At 74.9% G+C, this 25,348-nt stretch carries 27 protein-coding genes; 9 read left to right on the top strand and 18 right to left on the bottom strand.

Features of this window, described 5'->3' with window-relative positions; translation table 11 throughout:
• The first annotated feature begins 37 nt into the window (after nt 1-37).
• The gene (locus ACIQVD_RS09155) at nt 38-547 is read left to right on the top strand and encodes a hypothetical protein (RefSeq protein ID WP_400678928.1); all 510 of its coding nucleotides are present in this window, start codon (nt 38-40) and stop codon (nt 545-547) included.
• Nucleotides 548-1,215: 668 nt separating this feature from the next.
• Here the strand turns inward: ACIQVD_RS09155 and ACIQVD_RS09150 are convergent.
• A complete protein-coding gene (locus tag ACIQVD_RS09150; RefSeq protein WP_402287247.1) occupies nt 1,216-2,079 on the bottom strand; it encodes a MucR family transcriptional regulator in 864 nt (287 codons plus the stop codon).
• Nucleotides 2,080-2,172: 93 nt separating this feature from the next.
• Here ACIQVD_RS09150 and ACIQVD_RS09145 point away from each other — a divergent pair, with 93 nt between their 5' ends.
• Both ACIQVD_RS09145 and ACIQVD_RS09140 read left to right on the top strand, forming a co-directional pair.
• A complete protein-coding gene (locus ACIQVD_RS09145) occupies nt 2,173-2,511 on the top strand; it encodes a hypothetical protein (protein WP_402287244.1) in 339 nt (112 codons plus the stop codon).
• Between the two features lie 672 nt (nt 2,512-3,183).
• Entirely contained in the window at nt 3,184-4,164 is a 981-nt protein-coding gene (locus ACIQVD_RS09140) for a tyrosine-type recombinase/integrase (protein WP_402287240.1), read from the top strand.
• Between the two features lie 289 nt (nt 4,165-4,453).
• Here ACIQVD_RS09140 and ACIQVD_RS09135 read toward each other — a convergent pair whose 3' ends face one another.
• The 4 genes from ACIQVD_RS09135 to ACIQVD_RS09120 are packed head-to-tail and all read right to left on the bottom strand — an operon-like array spanning nt 4,454 to nt 7,376.
• Nucleotides 4,454-5,305 carry an aldo/keto reductase gene (locus ACIQVD_RS09135; RefSeq protein WP_402287238.1) on the bottom strand — a complete coding sequence of 284 codons (852 nt, stop codon included), beginning with the start codon at nt 5,303-5,305 and terminating at the stop codon, nt 4,454-4,456.
• Between the two features lie 25 nt (nt 5,306-5,330).
• Nucleotides 5,331-5,660, bottom strand: a complete 330-nt coding sequence (locus tag ACIQVD_RS09130) for a carboxymuconolactone decarboxylase family protein (protein WP_402287236.1) — start codon at nt 5,658-5,660, stop codon at nt 5,331-5,333.
• Nucleotides 5,660-6,634, bottom strand: a complete 975-nt coding sequence (locus ACIQVD_RS09125; protein ID WP_402287234.1) for an aldo/keto reductase — start codon at nt 6,632-6,634, stop codon at nt 5,660-5,662. The genes ACIQVD_RS09130 and ACIQVD_RS09125 overlap by 1 nt, the downstream gene beginning before the upstream one ends.
• Nucleotides 6,612-7,376 (bottom strand): zinc-binding dehydrogenase, encoded by a 765-nt coding sequence (locus tag ACIQVD_RS09120; protein WP_402287231.1) that lies wholly within the window; start codon nt 7,374-7,376, stop codon nt 6,612-6,614. Before ACIQVD_RS09120 ends, ACIQVD_RS09125 begins: the two co-directional genes overlap by 23 nt.
• Nucleotides 7,377-7,652: 276 nt before the next feature.
• Here ACIQVD_RS09120 and ACIQVD_RS09115 point away from each other — a divergent pair, with 276 nt between their 5' ends.
• Nucleotides 7,653-8,543, top strand: coding sequence for a helix-turn-helix domain-containing protein (locus ACIQVD_RS09115; protein WP_402287229.1), 891 nt, complete (start codon nt 7,653-7,655; stop codon nt 8,541-8,543).
• Between the two features lie 105 nt (nt 8,544-8,648).
• Here ACIQVD_RS09115 and ACIQVD_RS09110 read toward each other — a convergent pair whose 3' ends face one another.
• Together ACIQVD_RS09110 and ACIQVD_RS09105 are read right to left on the bottom strand one after the other, a co-directional pair.
• Nucleotides 8,649-9,077 carry an anti-sigma factor antagonist gene (locus ACIQVD_RS09110; RefSeq protein ID WP_402287227.1) on the bottom strand — a complete coding sequence of 143 codons (429 nt, stop codon included), beginning with the start codon at nt 9,075-9,077 and terminating at the stop codon, nt 8,649-8,651.
• Nucleotides 9,078-9,401: 324 nt separating this feature from the next.
• Complete coding sequence (locus ACIQVD_RS09105; protein WP_100839634.1) at nt 9,402-9,875, bottom strand: hemerythrin domain-containing protein; 474 nt, start codon at nt 9,873-9,875, stop codon at nt 9,402-9,404.
• Nucleotides 9,876-10,277: 402 nt separating this feature from the next.
• On the opposite strand from ACIQVD_RS09105, the gene ACIQVD_RS09100 reads away from it, so the two are divergent.
• Complete coding sequence (locus tag ACIQVD_RS09100) at nt 10,278-10,565, top strand: GlsB/YeaQ/YmgE family stress response membrane protein (protein ID WP_100839635.1); 288 nt, start codon at nt 10,278-10,280, stop codon at nt 10,563-10,565.
• A gap of 729 nt (nt 10,566-11,294) precedes the next feature.
• On the opposite strand, the gene ACIQVD_RS09095 is transcribed toward ACIQVD_RS09100, so the two are convergent.
• From ACIQVD_RS09095 to ACIQVD_RS09080, 4 genes are all read right to left on the bottom strand, one after another.
• Nucleotides 11,295-12,212: an RNA polymerase sigma-70 factor gene (locus tag ACIQVD_RS09095; RefSeq protein ID WP_400678900.1), complete on the bottom strand. Its 918-nt coding sequence runs from the start codon at nt 12,210-12,212 to the stop codon at nt 11,295-11,297.
• Nucleotides 12,209-13,399 carry an NAD(P)/FAD-dependent oxidoreductase gene (locus tag ACIQVD_RS09090; RefSeq protein WP_402287223.1) on the bottom strand — a complete coding sequence of 397 codons (1,191 nt, stop codon included), beginning with the start codon at nt 13,397-13,399 and terminating at the stop codon, nt 12,209-12,211. The genes ACIQVD_RS09095 and ACIQVD_RS09090 overlap by 4 nt, the downstream gene beginning before the upstream one ends.
• Nucleotides 13,400-13,750: 351 nt before the next feature.
• Nucleotides 13,751-14,524 carry a peptidyl-tRNA hydrolase gene (locus ACIQVD_RS09085; protein WP_402287220.1) on the bottom strand — a complete coding sequence of 258 codons (774 nt, stop codon included), beginning with the start codon at nt 14,522-14,524 and terminating at the stop codon, nt 13,751-13,753.
• Nucleotides 14,525-14,541: 17 nt separating this feature from the next.
• Complete coding sequence (locus ACIQVD_RS09080; protein ID WP_400678897.1) at nt 14,542-15,459, bottom strand: hypothetical protein; 918 nt, start codon at nt 15,457-15,459, stop codon at nt 14,542-14,544.
• Between the two features lie 142 nt (nt 15,460-15,601).
• Between ACIQVD_RS09080 and ACIQVD_RS09075 the strand changes: the two genes are divergently transcribed.
• Complete coding sequence (locus ACIQVD_RS09075) at nt 15,602-15,973, top strand: YbjQ family protein (protein WP_100839642.1); 372 nt, start codon at nt 15,602-15,604, stop codon at nt 15,971-15,973.
• A 121-nt stretch (nt 15,974-16,094) separates the two neighbouring features.
• On the opposite strand, the gene ACIQVD_RS09070 is transcribed toward ACIQVD_RS09075, so the two are convergent.
• A complete protein-coding gene (locus ACIQVD_RS09070; protein ID WP_402287217.1) occupies nt 16,095-17,186 on the bottom strand; it encodes a vWA domain-containing protein in 1,092 nt (363 codons plus the stop codon).
• 430 nt (nt 17,187-17,616) lie between these two features.
• Between ACIQVD_RS09070 and ACIQVD_RS09065 the strand changes: the two genes are divergently transcribed.
• Together ACIQVD_RS09065 and ACIQVD_RS09060 are read left to right on the top strand one after the other, a co-directional pair.
• A complete protein-coding gene (locus ACIQVD_RS09065; RefSeq protein ID WP_402287214.1) occupies nt 17,617-18,522 on the top strand; it encodes a RimK family alpha-L-glutamate ligase in 906 nt (301 codons plus the stop codon).
• A complete protein-coding gene (locus tag ACIQVD_RS09060) occupies nt 18,512-19,648 on the top strand; it encodes an FAD-dependent oxidoreductase (RefSeq protein WP_402287212.1) in 1,137 nt (378 codons plus the stop codon). The genes ACIQVD_RS09065 and ACIQVD_RS09060 overlap by 11 nt, the downstream gene beginning before the upstream one ends.
• Here the strand turns inward: ACIQVD_RS09060 and ACIQVD_RS09055 are convergent.
• Entirely contained in the window at nt 19,584-20,666 is a 1,083-nt protein-coding gene (locus ACIQVD_RS09055; protein WP_402287210.1) for a helix-turn-helix transcriptional regulator, read from the bottom strand. The two genes, ACIQVD_RS09060 and ACIQVD_RS09055, sit on opposite strands and share 65 nt — an antisense overlap.
• 157 nt (nt 20,667-20,823) lie before the next feature.
• Between ACIQVD_RS09055 and ACIQVD_RS09050 the strand changes: the two genes are divergently transcribed.
• Entirely contained in the window at nt 20,824-21,510 is a 687-nt protein-coding gene (locus ACIQVD_RS09050; RefSeq protein WP_402287207.1) for an alpha/beta fold hydrolase, read from the top strand.
• 27 nt (nt 21,511-21,537) lie between these two features.
• Here the strand turns inward: ACIQVD_RS09050 and paaE are convergent, their stop codons facing one another.
• The 5 genes from paaE to paaA are packed head-to-tail and all read right to left on the bottom strand — an operon-like array spanning nt 21,538 to nt 25,316.
• Nucleotides 21,538-22,614 (bottom strand): 1,2-phenylacetyl-CoA epoxidase subunit PaaE, encoded by a 1,077-nt coding sequence (gene paaE / locus ACIQVD_RS09045; RefSeq protein ID WP_400678889.1) that lies wholly within the window; start codon nt 22,612-22,614, stop codon nt 21,538-21,540.
• Complete coding sequence (gene paaD / locus ACIQVD_RS09040; protein WP_400678888.1) at nt 22,614-23,114, bottom strand: 1,2-phenylacetyl-CoA epoxidase subunit PaaD; 501 nt, start codon at nt 23,112-23,114, stop codon at nt 22,614-22,616. The genes paaE and paaD overlap by 1 nt, the downstream gene beginning before the upstream one ends.
• Nucleotides 23,108-23,989 (bottom strand): 1,2-phenylacetyl-CoA epoxidase subunit PaaC, encoded by an 882-nt coding sequence (gene paaC, locus ACIQVD_RS09035; RefSeq protein ID WP_402287203.1) that lies wholly within the window; start codon nt 23,987-23,989, stop codon nt 23,108-23,110. The genes paaD and paaC overlap by 7 nt, the downstream gene beginning before the upstream one ends.
• 41 nt (nt 23,990-24,030) lie before the next feature.
• Nucleotides 24,031-24,324 carry a 1,2-phenylacetyl-CoA epoxidase subunit PaaB gene (gene paaB, locus ACIQVD_RS09030; RefSeq protein WP_100839651.1) on the bottom strand — a complete coding sequence of 98 codons (294 nt, stop codon included), beginning with the start codon at nt 24,322-24,324 and terminating at the stop codon, nt 24,031-24,033.
• The gene (paaA, locus tag ACIQVD_RS09025) at nt 24,321-25,316 is read right to left on the bottom strand and encodes a 1,2-phenylacetyl-CoA epoxidase subunit PaaA (RefSeq protein WP_400678886.1); all 996 of its coding nucleotides are present in this window, start codon (nt 25,314-25,316) and stop codon (nt 24,321-24,323) included. The genes paaB and paaA overlap by 4 nt, the downstream gene beginning before the upstream one ends.
• Between the last annotated feature and the right edge of the window lie 32 nt (nt 25,317-25,348).

Raw genomic sequence — 25,348 nt, 5'->3', positions numbered from 1 at the left:
GATAACCCGTCACAGACTTCCGAGGGGAACCAGCGGCGTGACCAGCGAGCAGGATGCCATCGACACGGCCGTGGGCGCCGTCATCTCCGCCGTACGGGCCGGCGACACCGCCGGTCTGTACGAGTCCGTGATGCCACCGGCCGGCGGGCGGACGCCTCCCGCCGAGGCCGGCCAGTGGTTCGGCCTGCTGCTGATCCGCCTGGCGCTCGCCGCCGCGGAGTCCTGCGCGCTGGAACCGGGCTGCTCGCGGGAGGCCCTCGTGCAGTGGATCGCGGACGTGCTGGGCCCGCCGCCCACCCCCGCGCTGATCCGCGGCGCGGACCCGGCCCGCATCGACCACGTCACGGCCACCACTGCCGCGGCCGACCACGCCCGGTACGTCGCGTACGCCGTCGACCTGATGCGGGTGGGCCTCGCCGCACCGGGCGACGACGTGGACCAGCAGATGATCGACGCCCACCAGGCGGCGACGAACGACAAGACCGCGCGCATCAACGTGATCGCCCTGCTCGCCCGACTCGCCGCCACCCCCTCCCGCCACGGCTGAGCCCGGGCCGCACCACCGACCACCGCCGTCGACGGCCGGACCCCGGCGGGGCCCGCCACCCGCGAGAGGCGGTTTCGGACCGCCCCGGAGAGGGGCCGCCGAAGCGGTGCGTCCCGCCAACTCCTTCGCCACAGAACCGCGTTGGCCCGTACGATGCTGACGGCGTTCGAGCGGCCCGGGCACCTGCTCGCGGCACGTCCGCCGCCGACAACCCGGCACCGGGCAGAGCACCGGGGCGGAGCCGTCCGGCCTCCAGGCGAGCCGGAACAGCAGGTGGAACAGCACCTGTCCGAGTGCGGCGGCCAGGGTGGCGGCCAGCGGGCCGCGCCGCCGGGCGGCGGCCACCACCGACGCCGAGAACACGAACAGCCAGCCCGCCGCGAGCGGCCGCCACGCAAGGCCGCCGCACCCGGCGGCGTGCCCGGCCGAACCGAGCACCGCGCCCGCCGCGGCGAACGCGGCGGCCCGCACCAGCCGCACGTCGAGCGCGGCCGGACGGGGCGGCTGGAGGCGAGGGGCGGCTGCCATGGCGGGCCCATTCTGACCGGTCCCGCCCTCCGGTCGGCGTCGTTCCGAGAAGCGCCCGGGCGGTCCGCGGTGGCCCGAGCGGTCCGCGGTGGCACGGGCGGGGATCCCGACGCCTCGGACGGGACGGGAGCGGCGGGGGCCTACGGGCCGTAGGCGCGGACGGCACTGGCCGACCGCCGCCCGTCGAGCCGGGCCGCGACCCACGGGATGCTGCGCCCGGTCTCCCCGGCGAGGTCGCCCAGGGTCGCCCCGGCCGCCCGGCGCTCGGCCAGCCACTGCCTGATGTCGTGGGTGCCGACCCGGCGGGCGGCGTGCGCGTCGTTGAGCCCGACCCGGGAGCGGCGTCCGGCGGCGGAGTTCACACCCGTGGGGCGCAGGGGGATCCCGTACTCCTCCAGCAGGGCGCGCACCCTGGCCCGTCCCACCCGCAGGTGGACGGCGACCGCGTCGATGCCGCCCTCCCGGCGGACGTAGAGGGTGCGCAGGGCGTCTTCGAGGTCGTCGAAGCCCAACCCGTCGAGTGCTTCGCGCAGTCGTCGCGCCCTGCGGGTGGACTGGGTGCGGCGTCCGGCGTCCAGCTGGGCCGCGCGGGTGCGGACCAGTTCCTCCGGCTGCGGCTCACCCGCCCTGTTCGCTGCGGCACGCCGGAGTTCTCCGGAGCGGGACATGGCGTGGCCGGTCGCGAGCCGCTCCCGCAGCTCGGCCGAGGTGCGGAAGTCCGCCGCCTGGCGCACGGACCGGTGGCGGGCCAGGGCCCGCGAACTCAGCGAGCGAAGACGGCGCAGCCCGTAGCGGGTGCGGTACTCGTCGGCGCTCAGGCCGTGGCTGCGCAGGTGGGAGCCCAGGGCGCGGAAGCCCTGCCCGCACACGTGACACACCACCAGGTCGGCGCCCTCGTCGCGTACGAGCGTGCCGAAGTCCGGGTGGTCGGTACGGGGCCCGGCTGTCCGTCCGCCCGGGTCCTGCGCTCCGGTCCGGCCGCCTGCGATCACCGAAGGGTCCACCTCGCCACCTTATTGCAGAGAATGTGCAACTGCTTACTTCTCGCAAGAATGCCCGGCGACCGCCCGCGCTCGCGCCCCGGGCGGTCGCCGGTGGTGCCGGGGACCGAGCCGTCCTGCGACGAGACCGGCGCGCGGCCGGTGCGGGACGGGGTGCTGCCCGGGCAGGCGGCGGCCTCCAGCCCGGACGGGCCCGCCCGCTACGGCGGTACGGCCTTGGAGCCGGCCTGGTTATCCCTCGCCGACGCCGACGCGGTGGCCGCCACCACCGACCCCGGCCGGTCCGGCGCATTCCAGGTCGGCGTGGCGGCGGCGAAGGGCTACGCGTTCTCGCTCGGCGTGCCGCCGTACGGCGTGCACCACCCGGCCGGACACGTCGCCGCCGCCGCGCTGGAACACGCCGCCCGCACCCTCCTCGCCAGGACGGCGGCATGACGCCGTACCAGGTCCGGCCGCTGCCGTCCGGCGAGCTGCTCGCCGCGCCGACGCCTCCCCGGAGCGGCCGGCCCAGGACGCGCTGCGGCGCTCGCCCTCATCCCCCTGCCGGCCACCGCGCGCCGCCGTCCGGCCGAGCTCCCGCCTGCGGCCTGAACGCCCCGGAGGGGCCGACCGCGTCCGACCGGCGCCCAGTGCTCGAGGTGCCGGTGCGGTCGACGGCCGGACGGATCGCGGACTCGTCGCTGTCGCCCGTGCCGGTGACCCGTCCGGTCCCGGTCGGCGGCGACCGCGGGAGGGCGACGAGCCGGGCCCTGACGGTCTGCTCGCAGTGGGCGCGGCTCGCCGCCCCGACGGCCAGGACCGTGGCACCGGGCGGCTTCCTCCCCCGGTTGCCTGTCGATGTGTCCTGTCGGCCCCGAACCGTTTCCGGCAGTACTGGCACCCCTTCTGTCTGCGACCTATCACCTCTCACCGGTTGTCCGGCTCCGGGCCCCTCGCCCGTTGCCGAAGGACGGTCACCACGGAGACGGGACGGCCCGGGGAGAGCCGTCACCACCCGACCGTTTCTGATCGGACGGTCGCGCTTCAAGCCAGTTATTGTCCTCCTGTGAGGACGTGCCGGGGACCGTCCGCCCGAGGACCCGTCCCGCCCGGCGCTAGGGTGGCCCCGTGGCGGACACTCCGACGGCGGCGGCCCCCTCCCTCGAAGACCTGAGCGCCGTGGTCGACCGCGCCTGCGAACCCCCCACGGGCGCCTCCCGGGCGAAGCAACTGCGCTGGGTGGCCGGGGAACTGCGCACCGCCCTGGAACGCGGCGCGATCCCGCCGACGGCCGCCCGCTCCCTCGCCGCGCTCCTCGCCCCGGACACCCTCGCCGCCTACCTCACGGCCGCCGAACGGGGCCTGCTGCGGCGCAGACCCGCCGCACGGCCGGAGCACCCCTCGCCCGCGTCCATCCGCGTGCGGGAGGACTGCCTGCGCATCCTCGGCGTCCAGGCAGGCGTCCCCCTCACCCTCCCCGAACGCGACCTGCCCAAGGTCGCGCTCCGGTCGGTGGTCGCCGCCCGCCCGCGCGGCATCCTCCTCGCCCACCTGGAACACGCGGCCCGCCCCGGCCAGGGCGACGCCCGCACTCGCATCCTCGCCATCATCGGCACCGTGCTGGACACCGGGTGCCGGGCCGGCGAACTCTGCGCCCTGCGCACCCACGACGTCGACCTGCGCCGCGGCACCATCCGCCTCACCCGGCTCCCCCAGCACCGCGACCCGCACGCCCCGCCCGCCACCGAGACAGTCGCCCTCTCCGGCACCACCCGCGCCGCGCTGCGCCACTGGCTCGCCGCCCGCGCCCGCCTCACCGTCCGCGACGCCGCCCAACCCCCCGGCCCCGGCAACGAGACCACCGACGCCCTGTGGGTCAGCATCGCCCCCAGCGGCCACCCCCGCCCCGGCCTCCCCCTCCACTTCCGCGGCCTGGCCCGCGCCTACGCCCGCGCCATCCACGACCTCAACACCGACATGGCCGGCCAACCCGGCTGGCAACCCCTCCCCCAACGCATGGAACCCCTACGCCGCGCCATCGAACTCCACCCCGCCGACCCCGCCGACCCCGAGCGAGGACCACGGCAGGCCCGCCGCGGCCACCGATGACGCCCCCACCGCCGGTGCCCCGTACTCGCCCTACGAACGTCGCGGACGTCGCGGACGTCGCGGTGCACGGTCTCGTCGTAGCTGTCGGGGTGAGGGCCGGCGGCCTCGATGCGGTGGACGTGGCAGCCGGTGCGTTCGGCGGCCTTGCGGGCGAGGAGTTCGGTGGTCCCGACGGCCGGGGTGGTGCGCCCGCCGTTGAAGTGGTTCCCGCCGGGGCGCCCGGGCCCGGGTGCGGGCGGGCGCCCCGGCATGGTGTGCCGGGGCGCCCGGGGCCGGGTGGAGGCACAGGTCAGTTGTCGAGGCGACGCTTGCTGAGCCAGGCGACCATCTCGGGGTCGTGGTGGTCGAAGAACAGGGTCTTGCCGGTGTCGAGGGCCGCGACGGCGGCCATCTGGTCGTCGGTGAGGGCGAAGTCGAAGACGTCGAGGTTCTGCGCCATCCGGTCGGGGTTGACGGACTTGGGGATGGTGACGATGTCGCGCTGGATCAGCCAGCGCAGCACGACCTGGGCGACCGACTTGCCGTGCGCCTCGCCGATCCCGCTGAGGACGGGGTGGGTGAACAGGTCGTTCTTGCCTTCGGCGAAGCCGCCCCACGCCTGGTGCTGGACGCCGTGCTCGCGCATCAGGGCGTGGTCGGCGCCGCGCTGGAAGAACGGGTGGGTCTCGATCTGGTTGACCTGCGGGGCGGTCTCGTTGTTGATGATCAGGTCCAGGAGGCGGTCGGGGTGGAAGTTGGCGACGCCGATCGCCCGGGTCAGTCCCTCGCGCTGCGCGGCCTCCATGGCGCGCCACTGGCCGTAGACGTCGCCGTAGGGCTGGTGCATCAGGTACAGGTCGACGCGGTCGAGGCCCAGCTTGGCCAGCGAGGTCTCCAGGGCGCGGCGGGTGTTGTCCTGGGCGGGGGCGTCCTGGACCCACAGCTTGGTGGTGACGAACAGCTCCTCGCGCGGGATGCCGCTGTTCTTGATGGCGTGGCCGACGGCCTCCTCGTTGCCGTAGGCGGCGGCGGTGTCCAGCAGCCGGTAGCCGGCGGCGAGGGCGTCGGTGACGGCCCGCTCGGTCTTGTCCGCGGGGATCTGGTAGACGCCGAAGCCGAGGATCGGCATCTCGACGGCGTTGTTCAAGGTGACGTACTGCACGGGATTCTCCTGAGAAGTCGGCCGGTCAGGGGGTGGTGGGGCGGTCGTCCGCTTCGGCGGCCCGGGCCGCGGCGGTGGTGGCACCCGTGGCGGCGGGCCGGCCGGCGTAGCAGGCCGGGTGGGTGGTGGTCTCGGTGAGTTCGGCGCGGGCGGGGCCGTTGTCGGGGGAGCGGCGCAGCCGGGCGTCGCGCCCGGGGGCGACCAGGGCGGCGACGGTGACCGGGCTGCGCTCGCGCGGGGACGGGCCGGGGCGCTGCCGGACGTCGGCGAGCAGGACGTCGTCGGTGCGGTCGGCGAGTTCGGGGGCGTGGCGGCGGGTCAGGTCCGGGGCGCTGCGCGGGTTGGTGCCGCCCATCAGCGTTCCATCATCCGCATCTGGGCCTCGTTGTGGGTGTCGCCGGCGGCCGGGGGCAGGCTGCTGAGCGCGGTGAGCTGCTCGTCGGTGAGGCGGAGGGCGTCGGCGGCGGTGTTCTCCTCGACGCGGGCCACCCGCTTGGTGCCGGGGATCGGGGCGATGGAGTCGCCCTGGGCGAGCAGCCAGGCCAGCGCGACCTGCGCCGGGGTGGCGTCGACCTCGGCGGCGACGGCGGCGACCCGGTCGGCCAGGCGCAGGTTGTGCTCGAAGTTCTCGCCGGTGAAGCGGGGGTTGTCGGCGCGGAAGTCGGTGGCGTCGAACTGCCGGGTGTCGCGGATGGCGCCGGTCAGGAAGCCGCGGCCGAGCGGGGAGAACGGCACGAAGCCGATGTTCAGCTCCCGCAGCGCGGGCAGGACGCGGGCTTCGGGGTCGCGGGTGAACAGGGAGTACTCGGACTGCACCGCGGTGATCGGGTGGACGGCGTGGGCGCGGCGGATGGTCTCCGGTCCGGCCTCGGAGAGGCCGATGTGGCCGATCTTGCCCTCGGCGACCAGCTCGGCGAGCGCGCCGACGGTCTCCTCGACGGGGGTGCCGGGGTCGACGCGGTGCTGGTAGTACAGGTCGATCCGGTCGGTGCCCAGGCGCTTGAGCGAGCCCTCGACGGCGGCGCGGACGTTGGCCGGGCTGCTGTCGGTGCCGCCGTCTCGGCCGGTGTGGGAGATCAGGCCGAACTTGGTGGCGAGCACCACCTCGTCGCGGCGGCCCTTGAGGGCACGGCCCACCAACTCCTCGTTGGTGTAGGGGCCGTAGACCTCGGCGGTGTCGATGAAGGTGACGCCCAGCTCCAGGGCGCGGTGGACGGTGCGGATCGACTCCGCGTCGTCGGTGCCGGCACCGGTGTAGCCCTGGGACATGCCCATCGCTCCCAGGCCGATCCGGGAGACCTCCAGGTCACGCAGCTTGATGTGCTTCACGGTGTTCCCTTTCGTTCGACGGCCGGCCCCGCAGGCGCTGCGGGCGCCCGGCCGGGCCGGGGGTGGTTCGCAGGGTGATGTTCCGCATGGGCGTTTCCGTGCCGATCGGGCCGTCGCCGCAGGAGGGGACGCCGACCCGGCTGACCGTCCCGCCGTCGCGCACCACGGCGAAGGAGGTGGCCAGGGTCTGCATCGAGCCGACGCACTCCAGGACCGCGCCCACACCGCGCCCGGCGGTCAACTGCCGCACCTGCTCGGCAGCTTCGTCGCCGACGGCGGGGACGACGTCGGTCGCACCGCACTCCGCACCGAGGTCGGTGCGCTCCCGGTGGCGGCCCATCGGCACGACCTGCTCGGCCCCCGGCCGCCTGACCGCCAGCACCGCGCACAGCCCTACCGCGCCGTCCCCCGCGCCGTCCCCGACCACCGCGACGCTGCTGCCGGGCCGCACCCGGGCGGTGACGGCGGCGTGGCGGCCGGTGCAGAACACGTCGGTCAGCGCCGGCGGCGAGGGCGGCAGCGCCTCGTCGAGCGCGGCGGGGACCTTGACGGTGCCGAGGAACTCGTGCCCCATCCGTGGGCCCTGCCCGGTGGCGGGGGCGGAGCGGTAGGGGTGCAGGTCGCTGCCGCACACCGCGGCACGCGGCACCCGCACGACCGCGTCCGTCGGGTTCTCGATCACCGGGCCGGGTACGTCCTCGACACGGACGTCACCGGCTCCGTGCAGCGTGGTCGTTCGCATGGATTCACTCTCCTGGCTTCGACGGGCACCGCCGGGCAGGGCGGAGCGTGTCGCGGACGGACGGGGATCGGTCTTCCCCCGGACGGCACCCGGCAGCCGCGGCGCCCGGCACCGGAACCGGGCCGGTGGCAGGCATCGGGGCGACTCCTCGGACGGACGGATCGGTCACGCCCTCCAGCCAACCGCGCCCCGACCGCCCACGGGGGCGGGAGGCAGACCCTGACGAGGTCCCCCACGCCCGTGCTCCCGCGAGGCAGCCGGCCGTAGTGTCGGGACATGGACCGACGCACCGAGATCCGCGACTTCCTCACCACCCGCCGCGCCCGCGTCACCCCCGAACAGGCCGGCCTCAGGCCCTCCCCGCTCGGCGGAGCACGCCGCGTCCCCGGCCTGCGCCGCGAGGAAGTCGCGCAGCTCGCGGGCGTCAGCGTCCCCTACTACACCCGCCTGGAGCGCGGCGACGCCCGCGGTGCCACCGACGCCGTCCTCGACGCCATCGCCCGCGTCCTCCTCCTCGACGACGCCGAACGCGCCCACCTCTTCGACCTCGTCCGCGCCGCCAACGCCACCGCCGCCGAAGCCCGCACCCCGCGCCACCCCGCCCGCCGCACCCTGCGCCCGGAACTGTGGAACATGCTGGAGGCGATGAACGGCGTCCCCGCCTACGTCCGCAACGCCCGCCTGGACCTGCTGGCCGGCAACGCCCTCGCCCGCGCCCTGTTCGCGCCCGTCTTCGACAGCCCCGCCCGGCCCGCCAACTCCGCCCGCTTCACCTTCCTCGACCCCGCCGCCGCCGAGTTCTACCCCGACTGGGACGCCGTCGCCGACCAGAACGTCGCCACCCTGCGGGCCGAGGCCGGCCGCAACCCCTACGACAAGGCCCTGTCCGACCTGATCGGCGAACTGTCCACCCGCGGCGACACCTTCCGCCAACGCTGGGCCCGCCACGAGGTCCGCCGCCACCGCGCCGGAGCCAAACGCCTCCACCACCCGCTGGTCGGCGAACTCACCTTCACCTACGAGACCATGGAACTCACCGCGGACGACGGCCTGTTCCTCGTCGTCTGCGGCGTCGCTCCCGGCAGCCGCGACGCCGACGCCCTCGACCTCCTCGCCGGTTGGACCAGCCCCCGGCCCACTAACGAGGCACCCACGCGCAGGACTTGACCTGGACGCACCGGGAAAGCCCGAAGCCGGGCCGCCGGGCCGGGCTCGGCGCGGTGCCGCTCACGGGCGCCGGAGGCGGTCGACGGGGACGGGGCCGCCCCGTGGTCACGGCCGGCGGGATCGCGCGGCCAAGGCGTCGGCGACGGTGGCGTGCAAGGTGAAGGCCCCGGTGAGGTCGGAGACGTCCAGCAGGCACAGCATGGGCGGGCTCGGGGCGATCAGTGCGAGTGCGGCGTGGTGGCGGGCGGTCTCCTGGCGGGCGTGCAGCAGGAGGGCCAGGCCGCAGCAGGCGAAGAAGGTGACGTCGTCCAGCATCAGGCCGAGCATGTCGTACGGGCGCCGCGTGGCGCGGGCGAGGGCGGCGCGGGCGGCGGGTTCGGCATCCATGTCCAACTCGCCGTCGAAGTGCACCAGTGCGGTGGTGCCGAGGTGGGCGGTGCGGACCGCGAACGGCACGCCGGTCGCGGGGACGGCCCGCGGGGACGTGCCCGGCGGGAACATGTGCGGGCAGGCATCGGTCGATCGGGCGGGCATGGGGTGCCTCCTCGTCCCGCCGGAACCCCGCGTCCGGAAGCGCGGGGCCCACGCCGTGACGGCCGTGCCCGGAAGGGTTTTCCGGAAGCGGAGGCTGCGAACGGCGGGGCGGCGGCCACGATCCGGCGGAAGGCGACCGACACCCCCAGCCTACGCTCCCGCACCCGGCCGCCACCGCCGCGCCGACCGGCACCGGGCGGAGGGGGCGGGCGGGCCTGCGACCGGTCCGGGTGCCGGACCGGGTGATCCGGGACGGCGGTCGGCGCGGGCACCGCGGAGGCGGTCAGGGCGGGGTGCGGTCCGTCGGGTGGGGCGGACGAGCGGCTACTCGCGGGCGCTGGGCACCTGGAGCGGGTCGTTCGGCGCGTCCGCCTTGGCGGCCGTCATCTCCTCGCCGAGTTCGGTCAGGCGGTTGCGGCCCATGGCCTTGCGGACCTCGGGGAACCACTCCTCCTCCTCTTCCTCGACGTGGTGGCGCACGTTCTCCATCAGCACCGTCATCTTGGCGTCGAAGCGCTCGTCCGCCGGGTCGAGTCCGGCGAGTTCGGAGAGCATCCAGAGCACCACGTGGTGCTCCTCGACGCTCTCCAGCACGTGGTCGGTGGTGTCCGGCACGGCCTTCCGGGCGGCCGGGTAGAAGATCTTCTCCTCGATCCAGGTGTGCACGGTGAGTTCCCGGATCACCTTGTCGGCGATGTCCCGCTTGTGCTTGTGCGCGTTCTCACCGGCCTTCTCGAACTCCTTGAACAGCTTCTCGACCGTCTTGTGGTCGTCCTTCAACAGCACGATGGCATCCATCGGGACCCTTTCGGAGGCGGTGGCGGTGGCGGCGGGGAAGTCCTGCGGGGAGGGACAGTTGACGGCGGACCGGGACACGGACACGTCTGCCCCGAGAAGTTGAACCGACTCCCCGGACCCTGGACCCTGTCCGTGCCCTGTCGTGGTGTCAGCGGGCGGGGGCCGCCGGAGCGGGGAGGCGCTGCCGGGCCCGGTGCGCGGCCGACAGCGTCCGGATGTCGCCGATCACGGTGCCGGGTCGTCGCCGACCACCGGCGGGGCCTCCGCGCCCGTGCGCCGCCGCCCGTCTCGGGGACGGACCGGTCCACGAAGCCGCCGCGATCGAAGTCGGGCGTTTGGAAATCCCGGCAGCGTGAAGACGGATCCCGTCACCGACAACGCTCGTAGGAACAGGAGAACCACATGAGCATCCTCGCTTGGATACTGATCGGCCTGGTCGCGGGTGCCATCGCGAAGGCCCTGATGCCGGGCAAGGACCCGGGCGGCATCATCATCACGATGCTGATCGGCATCGCGGGCGGCCTGCTCGGCGGCTGGCTCGGCAAGGTCATCTTCGGCGTCGACTCCATCGACGGCTTCTTCGACCTCTCCACCTGGGTCGCCGCCATCGCCGGCTCGGTCATCCTCCTCGCCGTCTACCGGCTGGTGACCGGCAACAAGCACCACGGCCACCACCACCGTCACGCCTGATCCACCCGGCACGTGCAGCGCGGCAGCCCCCACTCCTGGGGGCTGCCGCGCTGCGCGTGCCGGGCTGCCTCGTCCGGTTCGGCGCCGAACCCCGGTCCGATGGAACTCATCACCGTGCCGTACGGCGGCCGGCCCTCGTCACCACACGCACCGAGGACCACGCCCCCGGGCCCTGTCCGCGAGGAGTTCGGCCGGTGCCCAGGGGGTTGCCACACGCGGCCGGTCGTCCGGGCCGCGAGGAGTTCGGCCGGTCGCCCGGCCGGGGTTTCCCAGCCGGGCGACCGGTGTGGACGCCGCGTGGTTGACCAGTACCGCTCGCGCCCGGCCCCGGTCGCGGGCGTACCGGTCCAGGACCCGGGCCCCCCGGGCCGGAAGTCCGGGTCCGCGAACCGGCCCCGCCACGTGCGCACGGCGTCCACGTGCACTCCCACCTCGACGGCGGTACGCGCGTTGGACCTGCCTCGAGCCGCCCGGAGCGCGATCCGCGCCCGCACCCCGGCCCGGTGGTCGGTCTTGCGGCCCCAGGCCCCCTTCGACCGGTGCCGCTCGGCGGCGGTCCGGACTGCCGGGCGCGCGGCGGCAACCGGCGGGGCAGACAGGCCGATCAGCAGAAGCGGATCATGAAGGCCGGAGCCTGCCGTACCCGCTTTCACCCGGGCCCGGGCCGGGCCGGGGCGGCGGGCCCGGGCGCTCACGGGGATTCCCCGGGGTCGACAACGACGGTGCGGCTCAGGAGAGTTCGTGCCGGGTGCCGTCGGCGACGGCGTGGAGCTTGTCGGGGTTGGCCACGTTGTGGATGGCCGAGATGCGGCCTTCCACGTCGAAGTCGAAGGTCATCGTGGCGATCACGCGGTCCGGGCCGCGGAAGACCACGCCCGGGCCGCCGTTGATCGAGGTGAGTTCCGCCCGCATCCGATCGGGTGTGACGCCCTGGTAGGTCGCGGTGCCGAGTGCGGCGAACCAGCCGGCCACGGTCTCCAGGCCGATGACCGGCTTGAGGGCCTGGCGGACCTTGCCGCCGCCGTCCGTCCACAGCGTCACGTCCGGGGAGAGCAGCTCCATGAGGGTGTTGATGTCGCCGCCCGTCGCCGCCGCGAAGAAGCGCTCGGTGACGTCGCGCTGGCGGGCGCGGTCCGCGGTGAAACGGGGCCGGCGGGCCCGAACGTGTTCGCGGGCGCGGTGGGCGGCCTGCCGCACCGCCGCCTCGGAGCGTTCCACCGCCTGGGCGATCTCCGCGTAGCTGAAGGCGAAGACCTCCTTCAGTACGAAGACCGCGCGCTCCAGGGGGCTCAGCGTCTCCAGGACGACCAGCAGGGCCATGGAGACCGAGTCCGCCGCGGCGGCGCCGTCGGCGACGTCCGGGCCGGTGAGGATCGGCTCGGGGAGCCACGGCCCGACGTAGGTCTCGCGCTGACGGCGGGTCGAACGGAGCCGTTCCATCGCCAGGTTGGAGATGATCCGGGTCAGGTACGCCTTGGGGTCGGCGATCTGGGAGCGGTCGGCGGACGACCACTTGAGCCACGCGTCCTGGACCACGTCCTCGGCGTCCGCAGCGGTACCGAGGAGGCGGTAGGCGACGGAGAACAGCAGGCTGCGGTACTGCTGGAAGGCGAGCTGGTCAGGGCTCTTCTGCTGCGGCTGGATCACTTGGCGCTCCGAATCCGGGTGTAGCGGCCGCCGTGCGGCCAGAACGCGCCCGAGACGGGCATCTTCTTCATGCGGGCGAAGGTCGGCCACGGTGCGGCGGTGACGGTCTCCTTGTACTTCGCGGCCCGCTTGCCGGTCAGTACGAACCGGCGCGGACTGTCGTCGGGGTGGGTGAACTGCACGACGGCGTCGCCCCGGCCCAGGCTGACGGGGGTGTGGTAGTAGCCGAACCGGAAGGGCCGGGGTTCCTTGCCGGCCAGCACCCGCAGGATCGAGAGGGCCGCGTGCACGCCGGTGGGCATGCCACCCTGGCAGGTCCCGTGCATCACGCCGTAGCCCTGCCGGATCGCCGCCGCGTCGCCCACGGCGTAGACGTCCGGGTGGGAGACCGAGCGCAGCGCACTGTCGGTGACCACCCGGCCGCGCTCGTCAACGGTCAGGCCCGCGGCGGTTGCCAGCGGCGAGACCCGGGTGCCACTGGTCCACAGCACCGCAGCCGCCGGGATGCTGGAGCCGTCCGCCAGTTCGACGCCGTCCGGGAGCACCTCGGTCACCTCGACGCCGCTGCGCACCCGGATTCCGAGCCGGGCGAGCGCCGCGTCCAGGTACGCCTTGGCCTTCGGGTGCATGCCCGCACCCGGCTCCCCCCGGCCCAGCAGCACCACCTGGAGCTCCGGGTGCCGTTCGGCGATCTCCGCGGCGGCCTCGACGCCGGTGAGGCCGCTGCCTCCGACCACGACCGTCCCGCCGTCGAGCCGGGCCAGCCGTTCGGCGAGGAGGACGGCGTCCTCCGGACCGTCGAGGGTGTAGGCATGGTCGTCCACGCCGCGGACGGCGGCCGTGTCCGCGATGCTGCCCAGGCCGTAGACCAGGGTGTCGTAGCGCAGCACCCGGTCGTCGTCGATCCGGACGGTCTTCGCACCGGCGTCCACGGCGGTGACCCAGCCGCGGACGAACTCGGCACCGGTGCCGTCCAGCAGCTCCGGGATGTTCAGCTCGGCCGTCTCCTGGCCGGTGGCGGTCATGTGCAGCCGGAGCCGCTCGGTGAAGGCGTCGTGGGGGTTGACCAGCGTCACTCGCAGGTTCCCGCGCTTCCCGGTGCGGGCCGCGAGCTGCATCGCGGCGGAGAGCCCGGCGTAGCCGGCACCCAGGACCAGGACCTCGTGCTGTTGCGTCGTCGTGCTCATCGCTCTGTCGCCTCTTCCGTGTGGACCGTTCCCGCGTTGCGGACGACCACCAGACGCACACTGCCCTTCCGTTCGTGACACGGGGCCGGTGTGACCCGCGTCACCTCGTGGAGAGAGGGCGGACGCGACGCGGCACCAGCCCCCCGGAGCGCCGCGACGCAGCATTCAACCATGATCGACCGACTCCGCGCGGGAACTGACGGAACAGCAGGAGCCGCAGATCAGCGGCAGGATCTGATGCTTCCGTGCCGCTCGCGAGCGCGACCGCCTCTGCCCCCTCCTCCGACAAGCGGCACGCCACCCTCATCCACGTGATCGCGGGCTTCACTCGATCGGGACAGGGTGGTGCGTTCACGGGCGCCGGAGGCGCGGGGCGGGACGGTGGTGCTCGCCGAGGTCGGCGACGACGGTCGCGCTGCCGGGGGCGATCTCGGTGAAGCCGGCGTCGCGGACCACCGGGAGTCGGCCGTCGGTGAGGGTGGGCCAGGCGGGGGCGGGGGCCGTGCGGACGGCCAGGGGGAAGCCGTCGGCGGCCCACTTCTCGCGTTGGGGGGTGTCCAGTTCCCACCAGGCGAGTTGGGCGGCGTGGCCGGTCTGGGCCATGGTCTTGCCTGCGCTCATCTCGAGTGCGGGGTTGAGCCAGAGCACGGGGACGCCCTCGGGGGCGGGGCCGGGGGGCCGCGGGTCGTCGAGGTCGGTGCCGGAGACCTGGAGCTTGGCGAGTTCCTTGGGCCAGCCGTCCAGCGGGATCGGCGGGAACACCCGTACCTCGGCGCTCTCCCCGGTGACGGTGATGCCGGGGAGTTCGGCGGCCTTGCGCCACTCGCCGCCGCGGGCGCGCCGGACCACCTTGCGGATCCGGGCGTCCTCCCAGGCGGCGACCCGCTCGGCCCACTCGCCGTCCGCGTCGGTGACCCGGGGGTCGGCGAGCAGGGTGAGGACGGCGCGCGCGGAAGTCTCCAGCGCGTCGGTCCGGGCGGGCGGGTCGGCCCGCTCCAGCCGGACCACCAGCGGCAGCACGTACTGCGGGCGGGTGTCGCGGTCCTCCGCGTGCCCGCCGACGGCGGGGGCGGCGGACGCGGAGGGTTCGGGCTGCCGGGCGGGGAGGTCGAAGGGTGAGCTCACCCGTCCAGCATGCCAGTTCAGCGGCGGTAGCCCCGGCCGGGGTCGCGCTCCTCGGCGTCCTCGTAGCCGAGGAACCAGCCTTCGGGGTGGGTGGCGGCCAGCAGCCGGTCGATCCGCTGGTCCGCGTCGAGGTCGCTGTCCTCCTCGTCGGGGCCGTAGACGCCGAACAGTTCGTCGCCGCAGCCGTCCCAGTCGTAGTCGTACAGGTCGGCGGGCAGGTCGCCCATCATGTCGGCCACCGACTCGGGCTGCGCGCCGAGCAGGGCGCGGGCGTCGGCCAGGGCCAGGCGCAGCGCGACGTCCTCGGCGGGGCAGCGGGGCAGCGGCCACTCGCCGATGGCGAGGTCGTCGGCGAGGTCGTCGAAGGCCCGGGCGAAGGCGCGCCGCCAGCCGCGGTGCAGGCTCCAGGTGCGCTGCGGGAGGCGGCCGAAGACCGTCCACTCGCCCTCGTCGGCGACGGTGACGGGGTCGTCGCCGTGGTCCTCCAGGTCTTCGTAGGCGGCGTCGGCGAGGCCGATCAGCTGGGTGTGCAGCAGGCAGGCGGTGCGCGGGGTGAGCGTCCAGTCGCCGGTGTCGCCGTCGTCGTCGAGCGGGAACAGCTCGGCGAAGTCGGGGGCGAAGTCGTCGGTGACGCTGATCTCCAGGGTGCCGCCGAGCGCCTCGATGCCGGGCAGGGACGCCACCAGCCGGTCGGGGTGGAGCAGCGCGCCGAGGGCCGCGTTGGGGTCCTCGGCGACCTCGCGCAGCAGTTGGGCGCGCTGGCCCTCGGGGTCGATGCCGTCGAAGTCCAGCTCCTCGACGGCCGCCCGCGCGGCGGCCCGCAATGCCGGCCAGTCGGTGATCCGCAGCCCCAGCACCACCGTGGCCTCGATCTCCTGCGCGCCGGATTCCTCCGCCGCGTGCGGCCCCTGTGGATGATCGCTTCGCTCGCCCATGCGACAAGGTTGACAAACCCGGTGCCCGGTGTCCATCAGCTCTCGTGATCCGGTGTCCGGCGGCGGTGGCGCGCGGGCGCGGAGCGCGATCGCCCGGCGCGCCGGGGCGGGCTGCGGGCCGTCCGGGCGGGAGGCTGGTGGCATGAGCGAACTGAACGATTTCGGCGGCGGGCAGGACCCGTCCGGCGGCGTACTGGTGGTGACCACGAACGACGTGCCCGGGCACCGGGTGGTCCGGGTGATCGGCGAGGTGTTCGGCCTGACGGTGCGCTCCCGGCACATCGGCTCGCAGATCGGCGCCGGTCTCAAGTCCCTGATGGGCGGCGAACTCAAGGGTCTCACCAAGACCCTGGTCGAGACCCGGAACCAGGCCATGGCGCGGCTGGTCGAGCAGACCAGGGCGCGCGGCGGCAACGCCGTCCTGATGATGCGCTTCGACGTCTCGGAGGCCGCCGACGTCGGAACGGAGGTCTGCGCGTACGGCACGGCCGCCGTGATCGAGCCGCTCGCCTGACCCGCCCCGCTCCCCCGGCCCTCCGGCGGCCCCGGACCGGCGCGTTCCGGGGCCGCCGGCCCGGGCCGGTACGAGCCGACGCGGGCCGACGCGGGCCGGTACGAGCCGGCGCGGGCCGGGCCTACAGCATGACGAGCACCCGGGTGCCGGGCACCAGCTTCCGGTTGACCGAGGTCGACTGGACGAACACGGTGTACGCCGGGTTGTCGCCCGGCTTCACCGTGGTCTCCGCGGCGGGCAGGCCCAGCAGGCTGCGGGCCGCCGGGCCGGAGAAGACCCGGCCCGTCATCAGGCCGGTGGCCGGGTCCTTCTCGGCCACCGCGAGCTGCTTGCCGCCCTGGATCCTCTCGCGCTTGGAGAGCTCGTAGAAGGAGCAGCCCGTCCGGTAGGGGTGCCCGGCGCCGGTGACGAACTCCCGGATGGGGGCCTGCCGGTCGACCGGGACGAGGGCGTAGGCCCCGGTGTCCAGGGCTTCGAGGTTGGCGCTCACGTCGGCCGCGCTCAGGTCCTGCCCCATGGCGAAGAGGCTCTTGGTGCCGCGCACGCCCTTCTCGCGGCCGCGCAGGAAGCTGGTGGCGGCGGTCTTGACGGTGTCGATGGCCTCCTCGACGCCGCCGCTGGAGTCCGCGTCCCAGATCGCGATGTTGCCCGCCGGGAAGCCGTACTCCTGGGCGGTGCGCTTGGCCAGCGAGTTGGGGACCAGGATCGCCGACGTCCAGTGGTCGGGGAGGTCGGCCATGGCGGTGCGGATGCGGTCCATCCAGCCGCGCAGGACGGCGGCGCCCTCGGTCTTCTTCATCCGGGTGTGCATCAGGCCGCTCTCCGCGCAGCCGGAGGCGTTCTCCTCGCCGTCGGTCACGACGACCTGGAGGAAGGAGTGCTCGCCGTAGCCCTCCCAGACGTGCTTGAGGTCGTCGACGGACTTCACCGCCGCCTCGATCAGCGCCGTCGCGCCGTTGGCGACCGCGTAGAGGCCCTGGAGGGACGGCAGGTGCTTGACGTCCATGTCCCAGACCAGGTTCCGCACCTCGTGGTCGAAGGCGTAGAGGCTGATCCTGGTCTCGTGGCCGAGGCGGTCGGACTCCTCCTGGAGGCCCTTCACGAATTCGTCCACCACCCGGACCAGCTGCGCCTCGTGCCGGCGCATCGAACCGGATTTGTCGACCACCAGCGAGACGTGGTTGACCTTGTGCTCGATCCTGTTCGCAGACATTTCGCCGCCCCTTTTCCCACGCCGCTCCCGACGCCTCTTCCGGCGCCCCCTCCAGCGTGTTTCCCACCTTACGGCGGCCCACTGACAATCCCGTCCGGCCCGGCGGCCCGCCCGTTCCGGGGCCCGTTCGAAAGAATTCCGTCCGGACGGATTTCCCCCGGACGCATTCCACCCGGACGCATTCCGTCCGATCCGCTGGAACGCGCCGGAACGCGCCCGAACGCGCCCGCACGCGTCGGAATGCGCTCGAGCGCACCCGAACGCACCCGAACGCGCCCGGGGCCCGCGCCGACCGGAACGATCACCGTCCGGCGCCGTCCGGCCACGCCCCGGTCATCTCGTCGGACGGGATGACATACCGGTTGACACTGGTCAGGGCCCCATAAGACGCTCGCTGCGCACTCTTCCGCCCCGACGCCAGGAGCCTCCCGTGAGCACCGCCCTGCACCCGCCCGTCCGCCGGCCCCAGCGGGTCGCGTACGCCACCTGCCGCGGGGTGGAGGACGTGGAGGCGATGCCGGTGCTGGCGGCGTTCGCGCGGCTCGGGGTGAGCGCGGAGGCGGTGTTCTGGAACGACCCGGGGGTGGACTGGGCGGGGTACGACCTGGTGCTGGTGCGCAGCGTCTGGGACTACATCCTGTACCGCGCGGAGTTCCTGGCCTGGTCGCGGCGGGTCTCCGCGCTGACCCGGCTGGCCAATCCGGCCCGGGTGCTGGAGCGCAACACCGACAAGACGTACCTGCGCGAACTGGCCGCCGCCGGGCTGCCGGTGGTGCCGACGCTCTGGGTCGCCCCGGGCGACCCGGTGGACGGCGTGGCGGCGGTCGACTGGCCGGAGCTGGTGGTCAAGCCGACGGTCTCCTCCGGCGCGCGGGACACCGTGCGCACCGCGGACCGGGCCGAGGCGCTGGCGCAGGTCGCCGCGCTGACGGCGGCCGGGCGGACCGCGATGGTGCAGCCGTACCTGGCGATGGTGGAGGACGAGGGCGAGACCTCGCTGCTGTACCTGGGCGGGGAGTTCAGCCACGCGGTGCGCCGCGGCCCGATGCTGGGCGGCGGTTTCGCGGACGTCGCCCGCGAGCCCGACGCCGACCAACTGGCGCTCGCCGCCCGCGTGCTGGCGGTGGCGGCGGAGCCGGGCGAGCTGCTGTACGCCCGGGTCGACCTGGTCCGCCTGGCGGACGGTTCGCCCGCGCTGATCGAGCTGGAGCTGACCGAGCCCCGGCTGTTCCTCGCCCTGTGCCCGGACGGCCCGGACCGGCTGGCCGCCGCGGCCTGCGCGCTGCTGCCGGGAACACCCGACCGCGCCCCGGTGTTTCACCGGCGTGACTGTTGAACGTGCAAGCACCGGGGGCGACGGCACCGTCCGCGAGGTGGACGTGCTGGTGATCGGCGCGGGCCAGGCCGGCCTGTCCGCCGCCTACCACCTGCGCCGCCGCGGCTTCGCCCCGCACACCGGCTTCGTGGTGCTGGACGCGGACGACGCGCCCGGCGGCGCCTGGGCGCACCGCTCCCCCTCGCTCACCATGGCCACCGTGCACGGCTTCCACGACCTGCCGGACTTCGAGCTCCCCGCCACCGACCCGGCCGCCGAGGCCCGGGTGGCCGTCCCCGGCTACTTCGCCGCGTACGAGGCGCAGCACGCGCTGCCGGTGCTGCGTCCGGTGAAGGTGCTCGCGGTGCGCGAGCGGCCGGACGGGCGCCCCGACGGCGGCCCGGACGGGCGGCTGCTGGTGGAGACCGACGCCGGGCGCTGGGCCGCCCGCGCCCTGCTGAACGCCACCGGCACCTGGACCAGGCCGTTCCTGCCCCGCTACCCGGGGCACTTCGCCGGGCGGCAGCTGCACTACGCCGACTACCGGGGCCCGGCGGAGTTCGCCGGGCAGCGGGTGGTCGTGGTGGGCGGCGGGGCCTCGGCGGTGCAGGTGCTCTCCGAACTCGGCGCGGTGGCCGAGACGGTGTGGGTGACCCGCACCCCGCCGGTGGTCCACTCGGGGCCGTTCACCGAGGAGTTCGGCCGCGAGGTGGTCGCCCGGGTGGACGAGCGGGTGCGGGCCGGGCTGCCGGTGCGCAGCGTGGTCTCGGTGACGGGCCTGGGCCCGAGCGTCGCCTACCGGCGGGCCGAGGAGCTGGGCGTGCTGCGCCGCCGCCCGGTGTTCGACCGGCTCACCGAGCGCGGAGTGGCCTGGGGCGACGAGGAGTTGCCCGTCGACGCGATCGTCTGGGCGACCGGCTTCCGGGCCGAGCTCACCCACCTCGCCCCGCTGGGCCTGCGCGGCCCGGGCGGCGGCATCCGGATGGACGGCACCCGGGTCGCCGCCGACCCGCGGGTGCACCTGCTGGGCTACGGCCCGTCCGCGTCCACGGTCGGCGCCAACCGGGCGGGCCGCACGGCGGTCAACGAGGTGGTCCGGCTGCTGGGGGCCCCGGCGCCGGCGCCCGCCAGGTCCGCCGCGGTCTGACGGCTCGGTCCTGCGGCGGTTCACCCTCCGGCGGTTCACCCTCCGGCGGTTCACCCTCCGGCGGTGCGGCCGCCGCCGCGAACCGGGCCGCCAACGCGGCCACCGCCTCCCGCAGTTCGGGCCCGTCCAGGACCCGGAACGGGAACGGGACGGCCGCCAGCCACTCCCCCGCGTACATCGCCGGGTTGCGGGTGCTGCCCTCCAGCAGGCAGCCCCCGCCCGCCGGTCGGAGCCGTCCCATGGTCGGGCCGACCCACGGGGCGACCTGCTCGAACGGCGCGTCGAACAGCACCCGGGTGCGGAACGCCCAGCCGCTGCCCAGGTGCCGCTCCAGCACGGCGACCGGGTCGAGCCCCTCCGGCGGCTCGAACGGCGTGCCGCTCCGCTCGGCGGCCCGGACCCGGTCGATCCGGTAGGTCCGCACCGCGTCCGACCGGTGCGAGTGGCACAGCAGGTACCAGCGGGCCCGCCGCACCACCACCGCCCACGGGTCGACCTCGGCGCGCCACTCGTCGCCGCCCGGGCTCCGGTAGCTGATCACCGCCCGCCGCCGGGACGCGATCGCCTCCACGAGCGTGCTGGCGACCGCCGGGTCGGGGTGCGCCGGGTACGGGTCGGGCGCGGCGGCGGCGTGCGCCCGCAGCGCGGCGGCCTGCCGCCCGATCGCCTCGGGCAGCGCCCGGACCACCTTGCCGAGCGCGGCCCCCACCGGGTCGTCCGGATCGGTGGCGGCGGGCCGCCCGTCCAGCACCGCCATCACCAGCCCGAGCGCCTCCTCCTGCGTGAACGACACCGGTGCCAGCCGGGCCCCGCGCCCCAGCCGGTACCCGCCGTAGGGGCCGCGCTCCGACTCGACGGGCACGCCCGCCTCCCGCAGGATCGCCACGTACCGCCGGGCGGCCCGGTCGCTCACCCCCAGCCGCTCCGCGAGCTGCTCGGCGGTCGTCCCGGGCCGGTCGCGCAGGATCTCCAGCGCGCGCAGCGCCCGGGCGGTGGGGCTGGTCTCCGTGGTCGCCACACTCGACAGCCTACGGAAGCGCGGTCCGGGGGCCAGGGGCCCCGGGGGCCGAAACGTCCCTCCCGATCAGGAAGCCGATCGTCCGGAACCCTCCCTAGCCTGGTCAGCGACCCGCTCGAACGGGCCGCTCGCGGCCTTCGGCACCTGGAGGAACACCATGGACGTCCTACTGATCGGCGGCCTCTGGCTGGACGGCACCGCCTGGGACGCGGTCGCCCCCGCCCTCGCCGCGCGCGGCCACCGCCCGGTGCCGCTGACCCTGCCCGGCCAGGGCGACGGCCGCGCGGCGGCGACGCTGGCGGAGCAGCTGGCGGCCGTGGTGGCCGCCGTGGACGCGGCGGAGGGCGGGCCGCTGCTGGTGGCGCACTCGGCGGCCTGCACGCTGGGGTGGATGGCCGTGGACGCCCGCCCGGAGGCGGTCGCGGGGCTGGTGCTGGTGGACGGCTTCCCGCACGGGGACGGGAAGGCGTACGCGGACCTGTTCCCGGTGGTGGACGGCGCGGTGCCCTTCCCCGGCTGGGAGCCGTTCGAGGGGCCGAGCAGCGCCGACCTGGACGCGGAGCTGCGCGAGCGGATCGCGGCGAACGCCGTGCCCGTTCCGGCGGGTGTCGCGCTGGCGCCGGTCCGGTTGGCGGACGAGCGGCGCTACGGCGTGCCGGTGACGATGGTCTGCGCCGAGGCCGCGCCGGCCGAGGTCCGGGGGTGGGTCGCGGCGGGCGCGGCGCCGGAGGTGGCCCGGATGGAGCGGATCGCGTACGTGGACCTGGACTCCGGCCACTGGCCGATGTTCAGCCGGCCCGCCGAACTGGCCGCCCTGATCGACGCGGCGGCCGACCGCGGTTGAGGCCCCGGTCCCCGCCGCGCCCGTCCCCTACCGGTCGTAGTCGACCGTCACCCGGTCGGAGACCGGTCGGGCCTGGCAGGTGAGCACGTAGCCGGCCGCCACCTCGGACTCCTCCAGCGCGAAGTTGCGCCGCATCTCGGCCTCGCCCTCGCACACCAGGGCCCGGCAGGTGCCGCAGACGCCGCCCTTGCAGGCGAACGGCAGGTCGGGGCGGGCGCGTTGGGCGCCGTCCAGGATGGAGCGGTCGCGCGGCAGGGCGAGCGTGCTGGAGCGGCCGTCCAGGACGAGGGTGACCTCGCTGGCGTCGGCGTCCGGCGCGGGTTCGAGGTGCCGTTCCTCGGTGATCCCGTCGGCGGCGTCCTCGGCGTGGAACAGCTCCTGGTGCACCCGCCCGGCGGGGACGCCGAGCCCGGCCAGCAGCTGCTTCGTCCCGGCGACCATCCCGTACGGTCCGCACAGCCACCAGTGGTCGACGGCGGGGACGTCGACCAGGGCGGTCAGCAGGGCGGCGACCCGTTCGGGGTCGAGTCGGCCGCTGAGCAGCTCGGCGTCCCGGCTCTCCCGGGAGAGCACGTGGACGAGCTGGAAGCGCTCCAGGTGGCGGTCCTTGAGGTCGGCCAGCTCGTCGGCGAACATCACCGTGTCGCTGCGCCGGTTCCCGTACAGCAGGGTGACCCGGGAGTCGGGGTGGCCGGCCAGGACGGAGCCGGCGATGGAGAGCATCGGGGTGATGCCGGAGCCGGCCGCGATCAGCACGTGCTCGCCGGGTTCGGCCGGGTCGGCGGCGAACGCGCCCGCGGGGGGCAGGACGTCGACCAGTTCGCCGGTCCCGGCCTCGCCGACCAGCCAGTGCGAGAACAGGCCGCCGGGCACCTCGCGCACCGCGATCCGCAGCGGGCCGCCGACCGGGGAGCAGAGCGAGTAGGAGCGGCGCTCGTCGGCCCCGTCGACGATCCGGCGCAGCGTCAGGCTCTGGCCGGGGCGGAAGGCGAACTCCCCGGCCAGGTCGGCGGGGACGTCGAAGGTGACCGCGACGGCGTCCTCGCAGAGCCGTTCCAGGGTGCCGATCGGCAGCGGGTGGAACCGCGGGCGGCGGACGGCCATCAGATCTCCTTGATCCGGTCGAAGGGTTCGCGGCAACTGCGGCACCGCCAGAGCGACTTGCAGGCGGTGGAGCCGAACCGGGACAGCTCCTCGGTGTCCTCGGACCCGCACTGCGGGCAGGCCACCGCCCGGCGGGTCGGGCCCAGCGCGAGCAGCCCGCCGGGCGCGGGCAGTCCGCCGGGCGTCGGCGGGGCGATGCCTGCGGCGGCGAGCTTGCGGCGGCCCTCGGCGCTGATTCGGTCGCTGGACCACGGCGGGTCGATCCGCAGCCGGACCTCGACCTGCGCGAACCCGGCGGCCCGCAGCCGGCGGGCCACGTCGGCGGCCATCTCGGCGACGGCCGGGCAGCCCGAGTAGGTGGGCGTCAGCCAGGCGGTGACCGTGCCGTCGGCCTCCTCGACCCCGGCCAGCACGCCCAGGTCGGCCAGGGTGAGCATGGGCAGTTCGGGGTCGGGCACGGCGGCGGCGACCTCCCGGGCCCGCTCCAGGGTGCTCACCACGTCGCCCCCGGGTGCGCCCGGGCCAGTACCTGGAGTTCGGCCAGCAGCGGCCCCATCGCCTCGGTGTGCACCCCGTGCCGCCCGGCCCGCCCGTTCACGTACGCCCGGCCCGCCGGCTCCGGGACGGGCAGCGCGGCCTCGGCCAACACCCTTTCCAGGACGGCCAGTACGGGTGCGCGCAGCTCCGACGGGTCGACGCCGAGCCGCAGTTCGGCCTCGTGCGGGGTGAACAGCTCGTCCAGCCACGGCCACAGCACCTCCAGCGCGGCCCGCATCCGCCGGTGCGACTCCTCGGTGCCGTCGCCGAGCCGCACCGTCCAGGAGGCCGCGTACTCCCGGTGGTAGGCCAACTCCTTGACGCCGAGCGCCGCGACGGCCGCCAGCACCGGGTCGGCGTGGCCGGCCAGCCGCCGGTACAGCTCCTCGCGGGCGGTGGCGAACAGCAGCAGCCGCACCACGCACTGCGCGAAGTCGCCGTTCTCCAGCTCCACCAGCCGCACGTTGCGGTAGTCGGACTCCTCGCGCCAGTAGGCGAGTTCGTCCTCGCTGCGGCCGCTGCCGTCCAGCTGCCCGGCCCGGGTGAGCAGACGGCGGGCCTGGCCGAGCAGGTCGAGGCCGAGGTTGGCGAGCGCCACCTCCTCCTCCAGCTCCGGGGCCCGGGTGATCCACTGGATCAGCCGCTGGGAGAGCACCAGCGCGTCGTCGCCGAGCATCAGGCAGTACGCGGCGAGGTCGGCCGGGTCGATCCCCTCCGGCGGCGCCGCGTCCACCCCCAGCAGCGGATCGGCGAACCCCGTGCCGTACGCCCAGCGGGCCTCGCCGTCCGGCTCCGGGCCCGCCTCGGTCAGCGAGAGGTACACGTGTTCGTCGGTCATGTCGCCTTCCCTGCTCGGTTCCTGACGGACCGTCAGTTTCCTCAGATGTGCGGGACGTCCTCGGGGATCGGGTAGAACGTCGGGTGCCGGTAGACCTTGTCGCCGCTCGGCGCGAAGAACGGGTCCTGCTCGTCCGGGCTGGACGCGGCGATCGCGTCCGAGCGGACCACCCACAGGCTCACCCCCTCGTTGCGCCGGGTGTACAGGTCGCGCGCCGCGAGCAGCGCCATCCGGTCGTCGGCCGCGTGCAGCGAGCCGACGTGCACGTGGTTCAGCCCGCGTCGGGGCCGCACGAACACCTCGTACAGCGGCCAGGAGGCCCGTTCCCCGCTCATCCCGAACTCCCTTCCCGTGCGGCCCGCTTGGCCGCGTACGCGGTGGCCGCCTCACGCACCCACCCGCCGTCCCGGTGGGCGGTGCGCCGGCGCTCGATCCGCTGGGCGTTGCACGGGCCGCCGCCCTTGATCACCTGCTGGAGCTCCGACCAGTCCGGCTCGCCGAAGTCCCAGCCGCCGCGCTCCTCGTTCCAGGCCAGCGCCGGGTCGGGCAGCGTGACGCCCAGGTGCTCGGCCTGCGGGACGGTCATGTCGACGAAGCGCTGGCGCAGCTCGTCGTTGCTGTGCCGCTTGATCCGCCAGGCCATCGAGCGCTCGCTGTTGGGCGAGGCCCCGTCCGGCGGCCCGAACATCATCAGCGAGGGCCACCACCAGCGGTCCACGGCGTCCTGCACCATGGCGCGCTGCGCGTCCGTCCCGGCCATCAGCGTCATCAGCAGTTCGTAGCCCTGCCGCTGGTGGAAGGACTCCTCCTTGCAGATCCGCACCATCGCCCGGGCGTACGGGCCGTAGCTGCACCGGCACAGCGGGACCTGGTTGCAGATCGCCGCGCCGTCCACCAGCCAGCCGATCACGCCGACGTCCGCGAAGGTCAGCGTCGGGTAGTTGAAGATCGAGGAGTACTTCTGCCGGCCGTCGATCAGCTTCTCGGTCAGCTCGGCGCGGTCGACCCCGAGCGTCTCCGCCGCCGCGTACAGGTACAGCCCGTGCCCGGCCTCGTCCTGGGCCTTGGCGAGCAGGATCGCCTTGCGCCGCAGCGAGGGCGCCCGGGTCAGCCAGTTGCCTTCCGGCTGCATCCCGATGATCTCCGAGTGGGCGTGCTGCGCGATCTGCCGCACCAGCGTCGCCCGGTACGCCTCCGGCATCCAGTCCCGGGGCTCCACCCGCGAATCGGCGGCCACCACCGCCTCGAACCGCGACTGCGCCGCCGCCTCCGCCGCCGTGCTGGTCTCCACTGCCCACCTCCCGACTGACCGTTCGGTCGGTTCCATTCTGTACACAGGGACAGCACCGTGACAAGCAA

The sequence above is a fragment of the Kitasatospora sp. NPDC090308 genome (genome assembly GCF_044769485.1).
In the GTDB taxonomy this organism is placed as follows: Bacteria; Actinomycetota; Actinomycetes; order Streptomycetales; family Streptomycetaceae; genus Kitasatospora; species Kitasatospora fiedleri.
This window is presented reverse-complemented; position numbering and strand designations above follow the sequence as displayed.

Bases quoted from the DNA above. Each gene is read 5' to 3' on its own strand.
- ACIQVD_RS09130 (WP_402287236.1), bottom strand. From the start codon at position 5,660: ATGGGCGGCACCAACCCGCGCAGCGCCCCGGACCTGACCCGCCGCCAC.
- ACIQVD_RS09120 (WP_402287231.1), bottom strand. From the start codon at position 7,376: ATGCGAACGACCACGCTGCACGGAGCCGGTGACGTCCGTGTCGAGGAC.
- ACIQVD_RS09115 (WP_402287229.1), top strand. From the start codon at position 7,653: ATGGACCGACGCACCGAGATCCGCGACTTCCTCACCACCCGCCGCGCC.
- ACIQVD_RS09110 (WP_402287227.1), bottom strand. From the start codon at position 9,077: ATGCCCGCCCGATCGACCGATGCCTGCCCGCACATGTTCCCGCCGGGC.
- ACIQVD_RS09105 (WP_100839634.1), bottom strand. From the start codon at position 9,875: ATGGATGCCATCGTGCTGTTGAAGGACGACCACAAGACGGTCGAGAAG.
- ACIQVD_RS09100 (WP_100839635.1), top strand. From the start codon at position 10,278: ATGAGCATCCTCGCTTGGATACTGATCGGCCTGGTCGCGGGTGCCATC.
- ACIQVD_RS09090 (WP_402287223.1), bottom strand. From the start codon at position 13,399: ATGAGCACGACGACGCAACAGCACGAGGTCCTGGTCCTGGGTGCCGGC.
- ACIQVD_RS09080 (WP_400678897.1), bottom strand. From the start codon at position 15,459: ATGGGCGAGCGAAGCGATCATCCACAGGGGCCGCACGCGGCGGAGGAA.
- ACIQVD_RS09075 (WP_100839642.1), top strand. From the start codon at position 15,602: ATGAGCGAACTGAACGATTTCGGCGGCGGGCAGGACCCGTCCGGCGGC.
- ACIQVD_RS09070 (WP_402287217.1), bottom strand. From the start codon at position 17,186: ATGTCTGCGAACAGGATCGAGCACAAGGTCAACCACGTCTCGCTGGTG.
- ACIQVD_RS09050 (WP_402287207.1), top strand. From the start codon at position 20,824: ATGGACGTCCTACTGATCGGCGGCCTCTGGCTGGACGGCACCGCCTGG.
- paaE (WP_400678889.1), bottom strand. From the start codon at position 22,614: ATGGCCGTCCGCCGCCCGCGGTTCCACCCGCTGCCGATCGGCACCCTG.
- paaC (WP_402287203.1), bottom strand. From the start codon at position 23,989: ATGACCGACGAACACGTGTACCTCTCGCTGACCGAGGCGGGCCCGGAG.
- paaB (WP_100839651.1), bottom strand. From the start codon at position 24,324: ATGAGCGGGGAACGGGCCTCCTGGCCGCTGTACGAGGTGTTCGTGCGG.
- paaA (WP_400678886.1), bottom strand. From the start codon at position 25,316: ATGGAACCGACCGAACGGTCAGTCGGGAGGTGGGCAGTGGAGACCAGC.